Source organism: Corynebacterium jeikeium (assembly GCF_028609885.1).
Lineage (GTDB): Bacteria > Actinomycetota > Actinomycetes > Mycobacteriales > Mycobacteriaceae > Corynebacterium > Corynebacterium jeikeium.
In genome coordinates this window covers 2227161-2247338 of sequence record NZ_CP063195.1, presented here as the reverse complement: position 1 = coordinate 2247338, position 20178 = coordinate 2227161, and the positions used below count along the sequence as shown (strand labels likewise).

Sequence of the window (20178 nt, the reverse complement as noted above, 5' to 3'; positions counted from 1 at the left end):
ATCCGCGTGCGGCCAGCAACGGCGGCTACTTCCGCGCCGCGAAGGGCTCGTCAATCGGTGCGAGGTTTACAACCCTTCCTGCACCCCGCCACAACCTGGCCGCCACGTCGCGGTCAGCTGGACTCACGAGGTTCCCCATCAGGCGCGTCGCCACTCCCATCACGCGGTTCGCCAGCGGCCCGCGCATGCCCAGCGGTCCGAGTGCGCTCATTAGCCCCGGCATCGTCAGAACCACCGCCAGGCGCCGCGCCAGCCCGAACGCTTCGCCATAGTGTTTCTGCAGCTGGTCCGTCCATTCTGGCTCCATGCCGGCACCATTGTGGCTCTTTATTTTGGACGCCCACTTCTCCGGCCCGCCCCACTGATCAACCAACAACCGGACCAGCAACTCGGCGGATTCCAAGGCGTAGTCGATGCCTTCGCCGTTCAGCGGATTGACTAAGGCGGCGGTGTCTCCGATGGCGGCCCAGTTGGGGCCAGCCACGCGGCTGACGGCTCCGCCCATCGGCAGGAGGGCGGAGGTGATGGATTCCGGCTCTCCCTCGATGGCCCATTCGCCGCTGACTTGGCGCGCGTAGTCGCGCAGCAGCTTCTTGGTGTTTACCTTGGCGGGGCGCTTGGTGGTGGCCAGCACTCCGCAGCCGAGGTTCGCTTTGCCGATGCCTTCAGCCGGGCCGCGATCCGCTCCTTCGGCCGGATTGCCCAGGGGGAACACCCACCCGTAGCCCGGCTGGGCGGTTCCGGAAGCGTCGTTGAGCTCCAGGTGCGAGTGGATCCACGGCTCGTCGCCGTAGGGGGTGTTGATGTAGCTGCGGGCCGCAATGCCGTGGACCAGCCCCTTATCCCACTGCACGCCCAGCTTGCGGGCGATGCCACTGCGCACGCCCTCGGCCAGGACGAAGAAGCGCGCACGGATCTTCACGGGCGCGGATGAACCTTGCACGCCCTCACCGGTGCGAGTGCCGGCGACCTCGCTGAGCTGCTGGGTCACTGGAGCCGAGGTGGCGTCATTAATCTTCGCTTGAATAAAACGCGCACCCGCAGCGATAGCGATCCCGGCGAGGGCAGCATCCAGGCGCGTGCGGGGGATGGCCGAGCCGCGTTGCGGGAAGTTTCCTGAAGGCCACGGCGCGGTGATGGAACCGCCGAAGCCGTGCAGCTTGAGCCCTCGAATGTACGGGGCGCCGTCGAGGAGGTGGAGCGCGCCCATCGACTCCAGGGAGGCGACGGCGCGCGGGGTGAGGCCATCGCCGCAGGTCTTATCGCGGCCGACCGGGAGGGGACTGGCTGCAGTGCCCGGCACAGAACCCGGCACGTCGGCCATGTCCACCATCACCACGTCCAGGCCGGCGCGGGCGGCGTGAAAAGCAGCGGCGGAACCAGCCGGGCCTGCTCCGATGACGGCGAGATCGCACTCGATGCCGAGGGGGCCAGCGTTGAAAGTTTCAGAAGCGGGGGGAATCATCGACACCTATTGTTCCACGCGGGTGGGGAGGGCTGGCGGGGAGGTCGAGGCGTAGATCGCACGTGCGTTAAACACCGCCACGTTAATCGACTAAAGTGTCGGTAGACATGTAAAAGACCGCATGTGAAAAACGCATGCGCAGTTCAAGAGGAAAAGTCGAGGCTGACCACGGACATGCCAAGTGCCACACCCCGTAAACCGGCGCTCCCTGACGTGGGGGACGCGCAATTAAACGAGGCCTTGGGCCAGTCGATGCAGCAGGTTGAACAGCTGCTGAAGGATCGGCTGTCGGTTGGCGAGTCTTTCCTCACCGACAAGATCAGCCACCTTTTCGAGGCAGGCGGCAAGCGCTTCCGCGTGATGTTCGCCCTGCTGGCGGCTCATTACGGTGAGAAGCCAACCGCGCAGGAAGTACACGAGGCAGCTGCCGTAGTGGAACTGACCCACCTGGCAACGCTGTACCACGACGACGTGATGGACGAGTCCGACCAGCGCCGCGGTGCGGAATCCGCGAACAAGCGCTGGAACAACTCCGTGGCGATTCTGGCGGGCGACTACCTATTCGCCATCGCCAGCGAAATAATGGCAACGCTCGGCGCCCAGACGGTGCAGCACTTCGCGGAGACCTTCCAGGAGCTGGTGACCGGCCAGATGCGGGAGACCATTGGCGCCCGCGATGGGGAGGACGAGATCGAGCACTACCTCACCGTCATTCAGGAGAAGACGGGTGTGCTCATCGCCTCTGCTGGCTGGCTCGGCGCGCTGCACAGTGGCGCTTCCGAGGAGCACCGCGAGGCACTGTTCCGTTTCGGCCGCAACGTCGGCCAGATCTTCCAGATCGTCGACGACATCATCGACATTTGGGCCGACCCGGAGGTCTCTGGCAAGCAGCCTGGCACGGACTTGCGCGAGGGCGTGTTCACCCTGCCGGTTCTTTACGCAATGCAGCAGGATGACGCCACAGGGGCGCGACTGCGCGAGATCCTCACCGGACCTGTCACGGATGATGCCTTGGTGGACGAGGCGCTGGAGCTTATCCGTGGCTCCGAAGGCCGCGAGAAGTCCTTTGAGGTCGTACAGCGCTACCGCCAGTATGGCGAGGATGAGTTGGCCAAGCTGCCTGAGAACCAGGTGACTCAGGCGCTGCGTCACTTGATGGACTTCGCCTTGGAACGTCTGGGGTAGCTGGCGGAGTGGCCTCGGAGCCTGCGGGGCGCGCAGGGTAGCTTCCGGAGAGCTGCTTGAGCTGGCGATTTGCATAAGTTGGGGCTACTCGTAGTAGAGTTACCAGCGCACCGAATGGTGCATGCCAGATTGCCCGAGCGGCCAAAGGGAGCGGACTGTAAATCCGCCGGCTCTGCCTTCGTTGGTTCGAATCCATCATCTGGCACAGCGCCAAATGGCAAAACAACAACCCGGTGGTTGCTTCCCGATGCGGGAGGTGGCCACCGGGTTTTGCTGTTCTCAGTGCGAGAGTTGGGCATGAGGGTTAAAGGACAAAATGTGTGTCTTTCCCGGGTGTGTCGTGGTTATTTGACCCAGCCTTTTTGGATGCCGAGGTTGTGTTGGTAGCTGGTGTCGATGGCGGTGTCGTATTCTGCTGGTGCACCGATGTCATTGGTAGTGGCTGTGGTGTCGTGGGTGATCAAGTTTGTTGCTGTGGAAAGTGCGTCTTGACCCCATCGCTGGTCCCTGGCGATCTTGACCGGATCGTCAGGGACTTCTGTATGTAGGTACAGCCACCAATCCATCACTGTGCGTTGATGCGGTAGTGATAATCCGCGGTGCCTGCGGGCCAGTTCTTTTATTGGGGCGTTGATGCCGCCTTCGAGACTGTTTGTTGTCGCTGCTAGTCCGTCAGGATTGATGGTTGTTGGTGGTGGTTGCAGGTAGGTAAACAACAGGTTCCTGCGGTGCAGGGATAGTAATGACTGATAGGCCGCTCGGACGCGTTGGTGGGTGTAGACCCTGCTGTAGGCACCGCTGGCAGGGTCGCGGATGGTGGTTTTCTCGTTCATCCACACCCGGTAGGTGTGGTTGAATTCGTGCAGGTGTGTGACCCATTCGGCTGCGTGGTCAAGGTCTGTGATGCGAGTGAGTTTCAGGGCTAGGCGGTAGATGGTTTTGCCTGCGTCGGTGCGGGGATTGCTGGTGGTATGGCGGCGGACTGTTCGTTGAGCGTGGACGAGGCAGCGTTGGATGCGTGTTGTCGGCCAGCAGTGGTGGATGGCTGATTGGGCGCCTTGTCCGCCGTCTGTCACTGCGACAAGTGGTGCGGCAATGGGGCGTAGTAGTTCGGTGTAGGCGGCGGTGGTTTCTTGTCTGGCCCAGGTCCAGTTGATGACGTGGGTTTTGCTGGCAGCGATAAGGAGGCAGCCGGACCTTAGGTAGGTCGCGTCCAGGAAGATCTGGTCGTAGATACGGAAAGTATCGATGGTGGGTGTGGGGATGATCCACCAGCACCAGTGGAAGCGGCGTTGCAGTGTTTTTGCTGAGACGTTTTGTGTAACTGCAATCTGTGTCAGTGGTTGGGTGCCGGTGATCCATTGGATGAACCAGGTCATGGTAGCGGCGTTTTTGTTGTGTGTTTGGGTGCTGCGGGTAAAGGAGTGTCCGCATTTGGTGCAGCGCCAGCGGGTTGTTCCTTTGCTGGTGGTGCCGTTTTTCTTTGTGTTGTTGCTGCATAGTGGGCAGCTGGGTCGGTTGGTGGTCATCCTTTAATCCAACCGGTGTGCGTTTAGCACAGATGTGGCCGGAGGTGTGGGATGGTGTGGGGAATAGCTTTCGGGGAGCTATTATGCGGTGATTTGTGGGGTGTGTGCTGCGGTTATGCTGGGATGCGGACACACTTTTTGTCTATTAACCCGGGCATGAGGTAGCGGGGAGGCTGCACGGTGGGATGTCGTTAGATCGGGAAAACGTCACCAAGTCTTGCAAGACCGTGCATAGGTCAACTCTCTGACCTGTGTGTATGTGAAGGTGAGAACGATGTGCACTAACGAATTCCCGTTCTAGCGACACTCAACCCAACGGATAGCGACATTCAGTGGGCTGTTGAGGGGCTGGAGGCTAAGTTGGCGAGAGGCTGGCCTAAGCGCATTGAAGACGTTGGAATGCAGAGTGATTGGAAGCTATAAAACCCGCCCCTGAACTGCCGATTTGTGTAAAGTATCGCCGGGTGGTTAAGCTAACTCAGGCTTCAAGCGATGCGGTTAAAACAAATCCGCTGCGTTAATGAAGTGATGCCCCCTTAGCTCAGTCGGCAGAGCGTTTCCATGGTAAGGAAAAGGTCGACGGTTCGATTCCGTCAGGGGGCTCTGTCATTTTATGCGCCCCGTCACGCGACGTTAGACACAGACCGTTGGCGGTCCGTAGCAAAGTGGCGACGATGGCGGTGTAGCTCAGCTGGTTAGAGCGCACGACTCATAATCGTGAGGTCGAGGGATCGAGTCCCTCCACCGCTACAAAATAAGATCAAGACCACCCGGTGATGTAAGTCGCCGGGTGGTTTTGCTTTTGCTGGCGCTACGTTCTGTGTCTCGCCTTAAACCGCCTGCCCTAAACCTGCGTGTCCCGACTCCGCAAGCCCCAGCACCCGCGCCCTATTTGGTCGCGCGGTCGTTATCCTGCTATTGTTTTTGAACGTTGCACTGAATGTGTGGCGTGGAAGCTGCAAGTCCAGCAGATGAGCACTGTATTTCCCCGCTATCAGGATGTTGCTTCACCTATGTTGGTCTGGTCGCGTACACTCGTGAACCAGAACTTCGATAGGGGCGTGGCTCAATTGGCAGAGCAGCGGTCTCCAAAACCGCAGGTTGCAGGTTCAAGTCCTGTCGCCCCTGCACGATCTTCCTTGCAGGTACCTTTAAGGAGAACTTAGACGTGAGCGACGAGAGCAAAAAGACCGCAGCCGGTGAATCCGGCAATGGCGGCAGCCTTCGTCCGTCCGGCAAGCGTCAGGTGGCCGGCCAGGCCACCACGTCCCGCGCGGTCGCGAACTCCAACTCCAAGGCTCCGGAAGTTGTAAAGACCCGCAAGAACCCCTTCAGCGCCATCGTGGACTACATCCGCGGCGTGATCTCCGAAATGGGCAAGGTTATCTGGCCCACGGGTCGCGAGATGGTGAACTACACTGTCATCGTCCTGCTGTTCCTGATCTTCGTCTGCGCCCTCGTGGCCGGCACCGACTGGGCCGCCAGCTGGGGTCTGCGACAGATTATGCGCTAACTTGTGTTAAGCTAGCGAACATCAACTTATATACCGCCTTCGCCGCCCGGCGATAGGCGGATTTTTAATGATGGAGGGTGCTTCCATGACCGAAGAGAACCAGAACAACCAGAACGGCGAGGCCGTCAGCGCAGAGAGCCTGGCTGCAGCCGCTCAAGAAGACGTACAGCAGGCTGTTGCTGAGGCGCACCAGGACGCTGCGGGTGCTGAGGCTGAGGGCGTCACTAATGATGACGCCGCAGCACCAACCACCGAAGGGGCCGAAGAAACGGCGAGCGCCGACGGCGCTGAAGCTTCCGAGGCTTCCGCAGCAGCCGAGGGTGGCGAGGGAGCCGAAGGCGAGGCCGAGCAGTCCGCAGAGGACGCTGCGATGGCTGCCTACAAGGCTCGCCTGCGCCAGTTCATGCGCGCGCTGAAGAAGCTGCCGGGCGAGTGGTACATCATCCAGTGCTACTCCGGCTACGAAAACAAGGTGAAGACCAACCTGGAGATGCGCGCCCAGACCCTGGGCGTGGACGAGCAGATCCACGAGGTTGTCGTGCCGATCGAGGAAGTTGTGGAGCTGCGCGACGGCAAGCGCAAGCTGGTGAAGCGCAAGCTGCTGCCAGGTTACGTTCTGGTGCGTATGTCTCTGGATGACGCCTCCTGGTCCGTTGTCCGCGATACCCCTGGCGTGACCAGCTTCGTCGGCAACGAGGGCAAGCCCACCCCAGTGAAGATCCGCGAGGTTGCCAAGTTCCTGCTGCCGCCGGAGACCGCGAAGCCGCAGGAGTCCGAGGATGGCGAAGAGGCAGCTACCGGCGTGGACGTATCCGCAACGGGTGTGGCTACCCCGCCGAAGCCGGCCAGCGAGCAGGTTGTTGTGGATTACGAGGAGGGCGAGTCCGTCACCATCCTGTCCGGCCCGTTCGCTTCCGTTTCTGCAACCATCAGCGAGATCGATACCGAGAACAACCGCCTGAAGGCCATGGTCTCCATCTTCGGCCGTGAGACCCCGGTTGAGCTGGAATTTGATCAGGTAGAGAAGCTGAACTAGAGTTATGCAGGTTGTCCGTGGGCTTGTGTTCACGGCGCGACACGCAAGTTTTTCCATTTCCGGTGGCTGGTGCAATCCCGGCATCCGGTCGACGCGAATGCACCGTGCTTACTTGGCTTGCCCGTGCCACGGATCGCGTTGATAACAGAAAGTAGGTTTAAAGATGGCAAAGAAGAAGGTCACTGGCCTCATTAAGCTGCAGATCCAGGCTGGTCAGGCTACCCCGGCACCGCCGGTTGGCCCGGCTCTGGGTGCGCACGGCGTGAACATTGTTGAGTTCACCAAGGCGTACAACGCTGCTACCGAGGCTCAGCGCGGCAACATCGTTCCGGTTGAGATCACCGTCTACGAAGACCGTTCCTTCGACTTCAAGCTGAAGACCCCGCCGGCAGCGAAGCTGCTGCTGAAGGCTGCGGGCATTCAGAAGGGCTCCGGCGTTCCGCACACCGACAAGGTCGGCTCCGTTACTTGGGATCAGTGCAAGGAGATTGCAACCACCAAGAAGGAAGACCTGAACGCTAACGACATTGAGGCTGGCGCTGCCATCATCGCCGGTACTGCTCGCTCCATGGGCATCACCGTCAAGGACGCTCCGCAGAAGTAATTCCCTAACCGGATTCACAAACCGTGGTAAGGCTGCTTGCTTGGCCTGCACCACAACTCCAACGAAACTAAAGATTGGATTCACTATGAGCAAGACCTCTAAGGCATACCGCGCGGCAGCGGAAAAGATCGACGCTGGCCGCCTGTACACCCCGCTGGCAGCCGCTAAGGCTGTCAAGGAGACCTCCTCCAAGAACTTCGACGCTACCGTCGACGTTGCTATCCGCCTGGGCGTTGACCCGCGCAAGGCTGACCAGCTGGTTCGCGGCACCGTTTCCCTGCCGAACGGCACGGGTAAGGAAGTTCGCGTTGTCGTCTTCGCCGAGGGCCCGAACGCTACCGCCGCTGAAGAGGCTGGCGCTGACGTTGTTGGCACCGCCGAGCTGATCGAAAAGATCCAGGGCGGCTGGACCGACTTCGACGCTGCGATCGCTACCCCGGATCAGATGGCCAAGGTTGGTCGTGTGGCTCGCGTCCTGGGTCCCCGTGGCCTGATGCCGAACCCGAAGACCGGCACCGTCACCACCGACGTTGCTAAGGCTGTCGCCGAGATCAAGGGCGGTAAGATCTCCTTCCGCGTGGACAAGGCTGCTAACCTGCACGCCATCCTGGGCAAGGCTTCCTTCACTGAGAAGCAGCTGGCTGAGAACTACGGCGCTCTGATCGACGAGCTGCTGCGTCTGAAGCCTTCCTCCTCCAAGGGCCGCTACTTCAAGAAGGTCACCATGTCCTCCACCAACGGCCCGGGTGTCCCGGTGGACAACACCATCGTGAAGGACTTCACCGAAGAGGCTTAAATCTCGTTTCCTAGGTTCCTTCTAGGTTTTCCGCACCCTCGTTGCCTTCGGGCGGCGAGGGTGTTTTTTACTTAATAGAGCATATGTTCTATTTTTGACGCCAGAAGATGTTGAGTTTCTTCCGTTTTCGCAGGTCAACTATAGAAACAGCCGGTTTTGAGGATTCCAGTTGTGTCATCGGGGCGTGGTATGTTCAAGCCATGCAAACACCGCTTACTTCGGTTGAGATCTGCGCTGGGGCTGGAGGCCAGGCGCTCGGGTTGGAGGCTGCCGGTTTTATTCACCGTGCGGTAGTCGAGCTCGATGGTCATGCTGTCAGTACTCTTCGTGCGAACCGGCCAGCTTGGAATATTGTTCATGGTGATGTACTAGATTTCGACATTTCCCCTTTTGCGGATGACCTCGATCTGCTGGCAGGGGGAGTTCCATGTCCGCCCTTCTCGATTGCTGGTAAACAGCTTGGGCAAGATGACGAGAGAGATTTGTTCCCGAGGGCGCTCGAGCTGACCGCGCAGTCGCGTCCAAAGGCGCTCATGCTGGAGAATGTCCGCGGGTTAGCGCAGCCTAGATTTGCGCGATATAGAAATGAGCTGGTCGCTGAGCTGGAAGAGCTGGGTTACCGCACCTTCTGGGAGGTTGTTACCGCAGCAGATTTTGGAGTCCCCCAACTGCGGCCTCGCTTCGTTCTGGTTGCTTTGAGGGAACCATATGCGGACTACTTTGCCTGGCCTGAACCTCTAGACACGCGAGTAACCGTTGGTGAGGCGCTTCATTCGCTTATGGCTGAGAATGGGTGGCCGGGTGCCGATGCATGGGCAAAGCGGGCAAACGATATTGGACCGACGCTCGTTGGTGGCTCGAAGAAACATGGTGGTCCAGATGTGGGTCCATCACGCGCCCGTGAAGGGTGGAAGAGGCTCGGTGTGAGGGGTACAAGCATTGCGCATGAGGCGCCAGGGCCGGATTTCCCGGTTGGGCATGGTGCGGAAATGCCACGGCTAACTGTACGTATGGGCGCTGTGATTCAAGGATTCCCTTCTGAGTGGAAATGGGAAGGTGGCAAGACCGCAGCGTGGAAGCAAGTAGGCAATGCCTTTCCGCCGCCAGTGGCACATGCGATTGGTGATCGCATTGTGGCGGCTTTGCGGCAGGATCCGTTGAGCGGAATGGTTCCGGCGGAGCCGGTGGTTCCAGAAATGAGTCTCTTGGAGGGAGCAGGGCTGTGAGTCACTCTGAATCGCTAATAACTCGGGCTCGTAAAGAGCTGCATCGAGAGTTAATTGATGAAGGCGTTTTGACCATTGCTGACGCAGCAAAAGGGAGGATTGCTTCAAATGCGGACAGTAGTAGTAATGCGTCTCGAGAAACTGCGCTTCATCTAGCTGATCAGCTAGGTGCGAGCGTTGCCCGTAAGAAGGCGGGACAGTCTATGGGTGCAGACTTCGAACGTGCGGTGGCTAAGTTTATCAAGAAGACTTTTACGCACATGCAGTCGGTGCGTCCGGGAACATGGGAGGTTCAGAATGTTGGAAGCTCTCGACGGCGCGAACATCTGTTCCTCTGTGAGCCGTACTCTCACTTGGCAGATCTAGCCGAATTGGTGCGCAGGTATCCGGAATTGGGGGCTGCCCTCGGAAATAGCTATTCGATCTCTCCTGACATCTTGGTTCTGCGTGAGCCCGTGACAGATGACGAGTTTAATGAGGGAGAGTTTCTGGTAGACGGTAATTCTGGTTTGGGTTCTCCTGTGAGGGCAAGTAATCGGGAGAATCCTGCCAAGATTGTCCATGCTGTTGTGTCGTGCAAGTGGACGATGCGGAGCGATCGAGCGCAGAACACCCGTGCGGAAGCTCTGAACCTGATTGAGCACAGGAAGGCGCGTGCTCCGCATATTGTTGCGGTGACGGGGGAGCCGTTGGTGACAAGAATCGCCAGCCTGGCTTTAGGTACTGGGGATATTGATATGACCTACCACTTCGCGCTACCAGAGCTCAAGAAAGCAGTGGAAGCTGTTGGTAATGACGACACTTGCGAGCTGTTGCATACGCTAATTGCAGGAGACCGTCTTCGGGACATCTCTGATCTTCCATTGGATATGTCTGTCTAACCATTCGAGTGCTTACCTCTTCTTTTTAGGGGTGGGGTAGTGGGGAAGGGGCTACCACACCCATTGTTTGAAAATGGTTGCCACTTCACTATAGTCCTTAATGAAAACTAGACTCATTGTGTTTTAAAGGACTTAATCTGGTGCGCACATCACCCCTCGCGGCTCTCTCAGCCGCCCTCCTCGTAGGCTTCGCAGCCTTCCTCGGAATCGGCAACCTCAGCTCGCAAACCCTACCTGAGGCAAAGGCCGATTCTGTCACCCTGAATCAAGGGCATATTGACGCCTTCCACGTCACCTCCTCAGGAAAAGGCAACCTCAAACTGGATCTGACCGAGGATGCCACCGGTTCCCACGTGGCCCACGATCCGAACAACGTCACCTTGGAAGTTGGGGCGCACGCCTACGAACCTCGCACCAAAGATGTGGCGGAGGTCGGTGTGCCGACCTACTTCCTGCCTCAGACTCAAGAGCAGGACCTGATTTGGCCGGGCTGGGACACTCAGGGCGTCGCACCGCACTACCAGGGCGTAAAGATCAACTTCAATCGCGTGTGCGGTCCGGGCCGAGTGTTCATGTGGAGCCAGGCCTTCAACGGCGGCGCCACCCCGCTGCTCTCCGACGGGGTAGAGGTCAAGTCCGGCAACAGTATCAACCAGGCTAACCCCAGCCACGTCCACGCCAACTGGGGCTTCGAGCGCCCAGGCCGCTACTCCATGCAGGTGCAGGCCACCGCTGACGGTGCTGAATCAGAAGTGAAGACCTACACCTGGGTCGTCGGTAAGTCCGACCAGGATTCCAACGCTGACGAGCCCGCCGAGGGCGCTACCCCGTGCGGAGGCGAGGACGCAGACGCTGGTTCCGGGGCATCGGACAGTTCGAACAGCGGTGATAACGCAAGCGGCGGCGGCGCTACCGGCGGTGGTTTCGCTGGCACCGGTACTGGGAACAAGGCAGGTTCTGCGGGTAAGGCTGGTGCTACGAGCAAGTCGAGCTCGGCAGGAAAGTCCAGCTCTACCAGCAACTCTTCCAACTCCACCAGCTCCACCAGCTCTACCGGTTCCACGGGCGCTCAAGGCTCGGCCACCTGCAAGAAGGGCGAGCCCGCCCTCCGCCCGCAGATCAAGGACGACCGCCAGCAGCCACCGAAGTGGACCAGCCCAAGCGCGCTGAACTTCGGTCTGGGCTCCGCTGCGAAGACCAACCTTCCGCAGGCGCTCGGCCCCGTTGGAGCCGGCACAGCCTGGATGATCGGCGCTACTCAGTCCAACGGAGTGCCATGGGTGGGCGTAAACACCATGCACCCGGACCTCCTGGCGAATACGCAAGGTGATGTCACCTTCAAGCTGACGTCCTTCAGCGGACCGGGCAGCATGTACGTCTTCGAACAAGGCAACCTGGGCCAGGTTGTGGGCAAGGAGTGGTTCAAGGCCAGCGGCGGGAATGCATCCGGCGCTCACGTGGTGCCACGCAACTCGCACGTGCACCCGAACTGGGTTTTCTCTAAGTCCGGCACGTACAAGGTCGGCATAACCCAGACCGCCACCACCAAGCAGGGCAAGAAGATCAGCGCTCCCGCCACGCTGACCTTCACCGTCGGCGGCAGCGGCAACGCTAACAGCGGCCACTTCGACTTCGGCGCGACCGTCACCACTGACGGCGACTGCGCCTCCGGCGCAGAAGGCGGTTCCGGCGCAGCAGGAGCAGGCGGGGGCGCAGCCGGTGGAGATGCCGGCACTGCATCCGGCGCCGACGGCTCCCTTGCCGATACCGGATCGACCTCCGCGATGTTGGCCCTGGCCATCGCCGGCGCGGGTCTGATCGCTCTCGGCGCAGGCGTGGTCTACATGTTGCGCACGAACTCTCTGTCTGCTGATTCGGTGGCGGCTCTTCGTTCGATGACGCCACCTCGATCCCCGGGCGCAAAGTCCTAGGGATGGGGCACGCAGCTTCATCGCGGCGGGGGCTTGCCAAATCCTTGTGCGCGAATGTCTGTACGGTGCTGCTCGCAGCGGGCTTAACTGGGTGCGCCGCGGCAGGTGGTGCGAGTTTGCCCAGCAGGGAGGATGGCATCACGGATGTCGTAGCCTCCACGCCGATCATTGCCGACCTCGCCCGCCACGTCGCGGGCGATGCCGCCCGCGTGACCGCCCTGATCCCCAACACAGCAGACCCGCACACCTACGAGCTCACTCTGCGGGATGTGCGCAACCTTGCGAACGCGGACATCGCGTTCAACAACGGACTGCTGTTGGAGCAGCAGTCGGTGCTGCGCACCATGGATAACGGAGTGCTGCCCGGCACGGAGGTCGTGGCTCTGGCGGACGTGGCCGCCAACCAGGGAGCTACCGTCATCCCGTTGGTGGAGAACATGGCGCTCGATACCGTCTGGTTGGGTCTGCGCGCCCAGGGGATCGGCGCCCGGCACGGCGGCTCCGCGCACTCCGAAGTGCACCTTAGCGTGACGGATGTGGAGGGGCCGGGCGATGCGGCGGCGTACATTACCGGTACCTTCGGCCAACCGGAGATCTTCTTCAACTCCCGCGATGGCTTCGATGCCTCCCGCGGGTACGAGGGCGATACGGCTACTCTGCCGGTCGATGCACACACCCACATGAGCTGGTCCTTCTCCAAGCCCGGTACGTACACCCTGCACTTGAGCGCATCCCTCGTGCCCGACGAGGGCAAACCTCCAGAGCACATCGCGGACCAGACCGTGCGCTTCAATGTGGGTACGGAAGACGGGGCGTCAAAAAAGATAGATAGCGGACACTACGACGTTGCAGTGAACGCCGACGACAACAGCATCAACCTCGTCGGCGATGGTGGCACCTTTGACCCCAAGAATGCCGTGGTCAGCGTGCCTAACCAGACCCTGCAGCCGATCCCGGGCGACCCGAACTTCCGCTTCCTTGGTACGGCGGGCGACGAGACCTACCTGCTGCCCCAAGCGGTGTTGGGAAAGCACGTCCATGGCGAGCTCGATCCGCACCTGTGGCACAACGCGAAGAATGCGATGGCATACGTGAAGGTAATCCGCGACAAGCTCATCGCGGTAGACCCGGAGCACGCCGCTGACTACCAGCAGAACGCGCGAACCTACCTGGACGAGCTCGACCGGCTTGACCGGGAGATCAAGCGCAAGGTCGGCACTATTCCAGAGGCCCGTCGGCACCTGGTGACGGCTCACGACGGCTACGCCTATTTTGCTGACGCCTACGGCCTGGACGTTGCCGGCTTTGTCACCCCGAATCCGGAGATCGAGCCGAGTACACGGGATCTTGTGAGCCTGACCCGCACCCTGGAAAACCTGAAGGTTCCGGCGGTGTTTATTGAGCCGACGATGGCGGGGCGTACGCGCGAGCTGCAGCAGATCGCAGACAGGCTGGGCGTGAGCGTATGCCAGATCCGCAGCGACACCCTGGACGAGACAGCGCCGACATATGTGGATTTGATGCGGACAAATGCCGAATCGATGGCGGACTGCCTGAGCAGTGCATAACTGGGCGGCGCATAACCCTGCCGGGCGCAGGAAAGAAAACGACGTTTCAAGAAAACAGAAGAACAGAAGAAAAGAGATTAAACAGAAGATGGAAATCACACGGATCGGAAAACTTCGTCTAGCTTCTACGGTCGCCGCATTGTTGGCCGGGGGAGTAGTATTCGCGGGCGCTCCGGTGGCTTCGCCGTTCACGGTGACGCAAGCGCAAGCCCAGGCTCAAGCACAGGGTCAGGCACAAGATCCGGCGCTAAAGCAGACCGTGACGGACAAAGAACAGCACGCCCCCGCCGGCACGTCGCACGTGTTTACCCGCGGCCACGCGGACCTCGGCATGCGCCTGGACGGCGGCGAGCTGGACGTGCAACTGCGCGACGATGCGGAGGAAAAGCCCATCTGGCGCGTGCTGGATGATGTGGTCTTCGATGTCTCCGACAAGGCTAAGCAGCAACTCCCCGCCGATGGTGGCTACGAGTTCACCGGTGCGCAGCCCGGCCAGGAGGTATGGGTGCTGCCACAGACCGAGGTGCAGGGCGTGCCGTGGCTGGGATGGAACACGCAATCGCCGGCACTGATCGCCCAAGCTAGCCGTGGAGTGACCATGGAGTATCTGGGCCACCAGGGGCCCGGCCAGATGAGCATGTTTCTGCAGGCTGGCGGATTTGAAAAGCCTCAAGAGCTGTGGAATTCCGCGCAGCCCACTCCGCAGGATCTGTGGGTGGATCTGAACACGCACACGCACGCCAACTGGGTATTCACCGAGCCGGGCGTGCACCGCGTGGCCATGGGGGTGCGCGTGAAGATGAAGGACGGCTCCGAAAAGACCACCACGAAGGTGCTGAATTTTGCCGTGGGGGTGGATCCTTCCGAGGCGCAGAACTCCAGCTGGGAAGGTGAGCTGCCGAAGGCCGGTGCCGCTGGTTCTTCTGGTGACGCCAACAGCTCCAACTCCAACAATTCCGCCGACAACGCAGATGCGAATGCCGACAGCTCCGGCGAAGGCTCCGATGGCGGCAACTCCGCCCTGCCGTGGATCCTGGGTGGCATCGGTGTAGTGGTCGTCGCACTGCTGGCCTTCGGTTTCCTCTCCCTACGCAAGGGCGCTAAGGAGCGCAAGCGGATCGAGGATGAACTGTGGGGTCAGCTGAAGTGACCGCACTGCAGATCGCGGATCTGAGTGTCCGGCTGTCCGGGCGCCAGATCCTTACCGATGTGAACCTCGAGGCGCACCCCGGGGAGCTAATCGGGCTACTCGGCCCCAACGGAGCAGGCAAGACCACCCTGATGCGCAGCATCTTGGGTCTCATCCCGCGGACCAAGGGCAGTGTCAAGGCCGCGAGCGTGGGCTATGTTCCCCAGCGCCACGAGTTCGCGTGGGACTATCCCATCGACGTTCGCCACACCGTGCTGAACGGTCGCGCGGGGCTGATTGGTCCGTTCCGTCGGTCGCGCCGGGCAGACTTTGCGGCCACTGCGCATGCGCTGAAGCGCGTGAACTTGCAGCACTTGGCGGACCGTCCCATCGGTCAGCTCTCCGGCGGGCAGCGCCAGCGCGTGCTGGTGGCGCGCGCCCTGGCTGTGGAACCCACGCTGCTGTTGTTGGACGAGCCTTTCACTGGCATGGATTTCCCCAGCATCGAGTCGCTGGTGGAGATCCTGCAGTCCCTGGCTGCCGATGGCATGAGCATCCTGATGGTGACCCACGATCTGGCGCAGGCGGTGCACGTCTGTGATCGCGTGGTGCTGCTGAACGGTCGTGTGGTGGCCGATGGTGCGCCGGATCAGCTGCAGAACCCCGAGCCGTGGATGGAGACCTTCGACGTTCGCCCGGATTCGCCACTGTTGCGGGGAGTGGGGTTGGTGTCGTGATTTCCTTCTCCCAGTTCCTCGCCGACCTGACGAATCCCGCCCTGGCCTTCCTGCCGAAGGCGCTGCTGGTGGCGGTTCTCTCCGCGCTGGTCTGCGGTGTGATCGGCACTCACGTGGTACTGCGCGGCATGGCCTTCATCGGCGATGCGGTCGCGCATGCTGTGTTCCCGGGCCTTGCCATTGCCTTCGCCTTGCAGTTCTCCGTGATCGCTGGCGGGGCGGTGGCCGGTGCCGTGGTTGCCTTGCTGATCGCTCTGTTCTCGCAGCGCAGACGCGTGAAGGAAGACACGATCATCGGTATCTTCTTCGCCGCTGCTTTCGCCCTGGGCTTGGTGGTGATCTCGAAGGTGCAGGGCTATACGGCCAGCCTGAACAGCTTCCTTTTCGGCTCGATTACAGGCGTGTCTAACTCCGACATCATCTTCAGTGCTGTCGTCGGCGCGGTCGTGATCCTGGCTGTGGCGGCGCTGCACAAGGAGATCGTGGCGGTCTCCGTCGACCGGGAAACCGCCGCAGCCATGGGTATCCGCGTGTTGTTGATCGACGTGGTTCTCTACCTCGCCGTCACTGCCGCCGTGGTGATGTCTGTCCGCACCGTCGGAAACATCCTAGTGCTTGCGCTGCTGATCACGCCGGCCGCCGCAGCCCGACTCTGGACCGACCGACTGGTCGTGATGATGAGCCTCAGCGCCGTGATAGGCATGGTCGGTTCCTTCCTCGGCGTGTACGTGTCTTGGGCGATCGATGTGCCCACGGGCGCAACCATCGTCCTGGTGCTCACCGTTGTTTTTCTCTTTTCTTTCTTTGTGGCGACGCCCATTCGCGCCGCCCGGCAATCCAACAACCCCTCACAGGTGGTAGCTACTGATGCATAAAAAAGATGAACTCTTTCAGCAGCTGGCCAAGCGGCAGCAGGCTGAGCTTAAACTGCTTAAGCAGCTCAAACACAGCCAGAATAGGGCCGATCGGATGATGTGGGCAGCCAAGTCCACCCTGGCGGTATTGGGCGTGCTGGTGTTAACCGTGGTGGCCGGCGCCTGGAATGCGGCGTCACCACTAACCAGTGATCACCGCACTGCCGAGGTGTTGCAGCGTGCGCAAGCAACACCGACAGGGCATAGGCCCGGAACGACCAGTGACGGACCAACCGTCGGCAAGGACGTGAAGAATCCGGCCACCGGAAAGACGCACGTTTGTGCGGGCAGGAAGCTGCTGTATAACGCCCACGTGGATGCGATTTACGGAACGTATAACAAGGGCAAGCCGGACGTGATGGTCGTCGACGGGCAGCAGCCCGTGCCCGCCGATGGCGTCTGTCTGCGACTGGCGCCCGACGCGATCGATGGCAAGGAAGCCTCCCGCATCAAGGTGCCGAACAAGAAGGCGCTGTCCTTCCTAGGCAAGCCCGGCACGGTGCTGTGGCATGCCCCGCAGAACGCGGACTTCACTAACCAATGGCGCCCGATCTGGGCGGGCCTGGGTGCTTTTGACCCGGCACACGAGATCGAGGTGCCGAAGGATTTCGCCGAGCCAAATCTCCACTTCCATATGAAGAAGTTCTCCGGCCCCGGCGACATGGAGGTTTTCTTCCACAACTCCGGTACGCCTACCCCGGAGCGCGTGCTGTCCACCAAGGGCGGTTTGAAGGACTACGACTACGAGGTCGGCGGGCACGGACACTTCGGGTGGACCTTCTCTAAGCCGGGCCTGTATCAGCTGACGATGCAGTGGGACGTCAAGAAGAAGGACGGCTCTACCGTGAAGTCCGCAGCGCGCACCATCAACTGGCTGGTTGGTTCCGACAAGCAGGTTGGCCTGCCGGAGGGCACGACTACTGGGTTGAACGAGATCAAGAAACCGATCGCGCCGCTGGAGCCGGGCAAGCCCGGAGATCAAGATCAACCTGAAGAGCCCGAGCACCCCGAGCAGCCCGAAGACCCTGAGCAGCCCGAAGACCCCGAGCAGCCAGGCGAGAATGAAACGCCAGGCGAAAATGAGACTCCGGGTGACGAGGAAGATCCGAGCGATGGCACCGACAAGCCAGCGCCGACGTGCGAAGCCCCTGAGGAAATCTCCGACGACGAGGTCCGTAGCGAGGTCAACGATGCCTTCAGTGAAGGGCAGGGGACAGAGCGCGCCGTGATTCCCAAGGGCCACATGGACATGGGCGTGGGAACCTCGGACGAATCTGACGCGGATCCGCACACCTTCCTGAAAGACGGATCCGATCCCGCGAATGTGCAGGAGCGCGAGTCCGGCAGCTTCATTTTCCTAGTTAACAGCCCGAAGGCCAAGGTTGGAGTCCCGCAGGATTACCAGGAGGAACTGGGGGAGACCGCATACGCACTTCCGCAGGCGCAACGTGAAAACCCCGATGTTCCGTGGCTGGGCTTTTCCACCGAGCACCTGAACTCGGCTAAGCAGGGCGTGGACGTGACCATCAAGGACTTTGAAGGTCCCGGTCGCATGGTGACTCTGTCGGACAATGGGTTGGGTAGTGTCAGCCTGCGTCTGGATTCCGAGCACCGTGAGCACAAGGTCAGCTATGCGGTTGGGGCGCACGACCATCAGCAGTTCCTCTTCACCAAGCCGGGCGTGTACCGCGTAGTCTTCCGCTACCAGGGCACTGCTGTGGACGGCAAGAAGTTCGATAAGGAGCTAGAGACCTTCTTCGTCATCAAGGATTCGTGCGGGGACGATACGGGCAGTGGGAAGTCTGGCCTGGAGGAACTCCAGGAGTTTCAGAAGCACCTAGACAGCGAAAACGCGAAGCTCGGCAAGTACATGGACGAGATCGTCGGTGGCATCGAGGCGCTGCGCGGAAACCGCAAGGCACAGCAGAATCCTTCCACCGGGGCGGCTGGCGGTGCTGGCACCGGTGAGTCCTCGGCGGCGGGCGCCACTAGCAACAACTCTGCCGGCAAGAGTTCTGGTGGAGCATCCTCCGGCACCAGCGCCGCATCGGATAATCACGACGCTGCTAGTGGGGCTGAATCCGCGGGGACTGGTTCCGGTGGTTCTGCCGGCTCGAGTAGCCTCGGCAGTTCATCTGGGTCTGCCGGCGGCGCTGCGTTAGCAAATGGTGGCGCTTCTGCTGGCGCCGCGGCCGCAGACGGTGGCGAAGTAGAAGCCGAGGCCGAGGCTGTGGAAGGCGAAACAGGCGGTGCCGGTGGCATCCATCGCATCAACGCCGCCCAAGGGCAGCAGAATGCAGACGGGGCCGCAAACACGAATGATGCGCAGAACGTAGACACTGAGAAAACCGCCGTAGAGTCCTTTATAGATTCCCTTACCGGCGGTGGCTGGACGACCGGCTTCCTACTGGGGCTCGGCCTGATGGGGCTACTCGGCGGAGCCTTGCTCTTCTTTGTTGCGGCCCGCAACATGCAGCGTGCCCATACCCTGCAACTGCTGCAGGCCTACCGGGAAATCAGTCGCGACCGTGCTGAGCAAGCCTATGTAGAGGGCATCGCAGACGAAGAGGTTTGGGACGGCGAGGAGTCTCGCTAAGCTCGCCGACCTCGCCGACCTGGTAGCCGGAATTCGCCCATCATAGGAAGCACCATTCCGCGCTTCAGCGGATGGGCGGCCCGGTAGGTTGCGGGGCCGTCTTCGCCGGGCTCCAGCGCCTCCAGGATCAAATCCACAACGCGCGGCGAGTACAACATCGCCAGGTGGCCGGAAAGGTCGAGTGGGTTGCCGTCTTGCACGCTCAGGTTGCGCACCCGCGCGCCGTCTCCGGCGACCATCACCTGCTTCAATCGGGGAGTTGCAATGCCGTCGTACTTCGCGGTGATCATCGTGTAGTCCACGCCTGGCGTGGTATCCCCATCGCGGTTGAGGTAATCCCCAAACTCGCTACCGAGGCGCTGGTCGATCGCAGCGCCGCCCAGGAACTTCTCCAGGAATCCGGCGAGCTTGTTGTTCGGGTCGATCTTGTCGCCCAGGGTCGATATGCCGGAAAGAGTAGTGCCGTGGTGCGCCGGGCCCACGCCCACCAGGCGGTCCACCTTGTTGCGTGCCACATCCGCTCGGTCGGCGCCGCCGGAATCGGATAGATAGAGCCGCGCCTGCGCCACGCCCTGCGAGTGGCCGACCAAGTTCACCTTTTTCGCGCCCGTGCGCTTGATAACCTCGTCAATGAATGCCGCCACCTCTTGCTGGGAGGTGCGCAGGAAGTTGTTGGCGTAAACTCCCGGGGCCTTACCCGTAAAGGCGTCTCGGTCCTTGCCATAGTTCACGGCAAACACTGGGTGGCCTGCCGCAATGAGGTGCTTGGCCACGTAGTCCCACGTGTTATATGCGTTGAGCCACGTGCCGTGGATCAACACCGTGGGCGTCTTGCCGTCTAGCGGTGTGTCCCACTTATTGACGCCCTCCGGTAGTGGATTGTCACGTCGCAGGCTGGATAGGAACTTCGGGATGAATGCGTCCATGAATCCCAAGGGTAATCACATCCGCAGCCTCAGTTTTGGAAACGAAAGAATTTGTTGTGTGGGGTGGCGTCAAAAATAGAAAACAGCGATTTGGAGGAAAGAGGGGCAAGAGTGTAACCTCCTTCGAGGAAGTTTGACTAGA

At 60.8% G+C, this 20178-nt stretch carries 16 protein-coding genes and 4 tRNA genes; 17 read left to right on the top strand and 3 right to left on the bottom strand.

Annotated features, from left to right (window positions below):
• Positions 1-25 precede the first annotated feature (25 nt).
• Positions 26-1465, bottom strand: coding sequence for a geranylgeranyl reductase family protein (locus tag CJEIK_RS10090; RefSeq protein ID WP_005292053.1), 1440 nt, complete (start codon positions 1463-1465; stop codon positions 26-28).
• A 174-nt stretch (positions 1466-1639) separates the two neighbouring features.
• Between CJEIK_RS10090 and CJEIK_RS10085 the strand changes: the two genes are divergently transcribed.
• Both CJEIK_RS10085 and CJEIK_RS10080 read left to right on the top strand, forming a co-directional pair.
• Positions 1640-2650, top strand: coding sequence for a polyprenyl synthetase family protein (locus CJEIK_RS10085; protein ID WP_005292051.1), 1011 nt, complete (start codon positions 1640-1642; stop codon positions 2648-2650).
• A 123-nt stretch (positions 2651-2773) separates the two neighbouring features.
• Positions 2774-2855, top strand: a tRNA-Tyr gene (locus tag CJEIK_RS10080).
• A gap of 139 nt (positions 2856-2994) precedes the next feature.
• Here the strand turns inward: CJEIK_RS10080 and CJEIK_RS10075 are convergent.
• Entirely contained in the window at positions 2995-4179 is a 1185-nt protein-coding gene (locus tag CJEIK_RS10075) for an IS256-like element IS3509 family transposase (protein WP_115597315.1), read from the bottom strand.
• A gap of 530 nt (positions 4180-4709) precedes the next feature.
• On the opposite strand from CJEIK_RS10075, the gene CJEIK_RS10070 reads away from it, so the two are divergent.
• The 15 genes from CJEIK_RS10070 to CJEIK_RS10000 all read left to right on the top strand — a co-directional run bounded on the left by CJEIK_RS10070 (position 4710) and on the right by CJEIK_RS10000 (position 19110).
• Positions 4710-4782, top strand: a tRNA-Thr gene (locus tag CJEIK_RS10070).
• A 73-nt stretch (positions 4783-4855) separates the two neighbouring features.
• Positions 4856-4929, top strand: a tRNA-Met gene (locus tag CJEIK_RS10065).
• 305 nt (positions 4930-5234) lie between these two features.
• A tRNA-Trp gene (locus CJEIK_RS10060) sits at positions 5235-5307 on the top strand.
• Between the two features lie 40 nt (positions 5308-5347).
• Positions 5348-5692, top strand: coding sequence for a preprotein translocase subunit SecE (gene secE, locus CJEIK_RS10055; RefSeq protein WP_005292049.1), 345 nt, complete (start codon positions 5348-5350; stop codon positions 5690-5692).
• Positions 5693-5777: 85 nt separating this feature from the next.
• Positions 5778-6728 carry a transcription termination/antitermination protein NusG gene (gene nusG / locus CJEIK_RS10050; RefSeq protein WP_011274189.1) on the top strand — a complete coding sequence of 317 codons (951 nt, stop codon included), beginning with the start codon at positions 5778-5780 and terminating at the stop codon, positions 6726-6728.
• 163 nt (positions 6729-6891) lie between these two features.
• Complete coding sequence (gene rplK, locus CJEIK_RS10045; RefSeq protein WP_005292045.1) at positions 6892-7332, top strand: 50S ribosomal protein L11; 441 nt, start codon at positions 6892-6894, stop codon at positions 7330-7332.
• A gap of 85 nt (positions 7333-7417) precedes the next feature.
• Positions 7418-8128, top strand: a complete 711-nt coding sequence (gene rplA, locus CJEIK_RS10040; RefSeq protein ID WP_005292043.1) for a 50S ribosomal protein L1 — start codon at positions 7418-7420, stop codon at positions 8126-8128.
• Between the two features lie 200 nt (positions 8129-8328).
• Positions 8329-9354, top strand: coding sequence for a DNA cytosine methyltransferase (locus CJEIK_RS10035; protein WP_011274188.1), 1026 nt, complete (start codon positions 8329-8331; stop codon positions 9352-9354).
• Complete coding sequence (locus tag CJEIK_RS10030; RefSeq protein WP_011274187.1) at positions 9351-10235, top strand: NgoMIV family type II restriction endonuclease; 885 nt, start codon at positions 9351-9353, stop codon at positions 10233-10235. Before CJEIK_RS10035 ends, CJEIK_RS10030 begins: the two co-directional genes overlap by 4 nt.
• Positions 10236-10375: 140 nt before the next feature.
• Positions 10376-12166 (top strand): TIGR03773 family transporter-associated surface protein, encoded by a 1791-nt coding sequence (locus CJEIK_RS10025; protein WP_005292035.1) that lies wholly within the window; start codon positions 10376-10378, stop codon positions 12164-12166.
• A gap of 116 nt (positions 12167-12282) precedes the next feature.
• The gene (locus CJEIK_RS10020; RefSeq protein WP_005292034.1) at positions 12283-13734 is read left to right on the top strand and encodes an anchored repeat ABC transporter, substrate-binding protein; all 1452 of its coding nucleotides are present in this window, start codon (positions 12283-12285) and stop codon (positions 13732-13734) included.
• A gap of 88 nt (positions 13735-13822) precedes the next feature.
• On the top strand, positions 13823-14884 hold the full coding sequence (locus CJEIK_RS10015; RefSeq protein WP_005292032.1) for a choice-of-anchor M domain-containing protein: 1062 nt from the start codon (positions 13823-13825) through the stop codon (positions 14882-14884).
• On the top strand, positions 14881-15600 hold the full coding sequence (locus CJEIK_RS10010; protein WP_005292031.1) for an anchored repeat-type ABC transporter ATP-binding subunit: 720 nt from the start codon (positions 14881-14883) through the stop codon (positions 15598-15600). Before CJEIK_RS10015 ends, CJEIK_RS10010 begins: the two co-directional genes overlap by 4 nt.
• Positions 15597-16475, top strand: coding sequence for an anchored repeat-type ABC transporter permease subunit (locus CJEIK_RS10005; protein ID WP_005292029.1), 879 nt, complete (start codon positions 15597-15599; stop codon positions 16473-16475). The genes CJEIK_RS10010 and CJEIK_RS10005 overlap by 4 nt, the downstream gene beginning before the upstream one ends.
• Positions 16468-19110, top strand: coding sequence for a choice-of-anchor M domain-containing protein (locus CJEIK_RS10000; RefSeq protein WP_005292027.1), 2643 nt, complete (start codon positions 16468-16470; stop codon positions 19108-19110). Before CJEIK_RS10005 ends, CJEIK_RS10000 begins: the two co-directional genes overlap by 8 nt.
• Here CJEIK_RS10000 and CJEIK_RS09995 read toward each other — a convergent pair.
• A complete protein-coding gene (locus CJEIK_RS09995; protein WP_005292024.1) occupies positions 19107-20036 on the bottom strand; it encodes an esterase/lipase family protein in 930 nt (309 codons plus the stop codon). The genes CJEIK_RS10000 and CJEIK_RS09995 overlap by 4 nt on opposite strands.
• Positions 20037-20178: the final 142 nt, after the last annotated feature.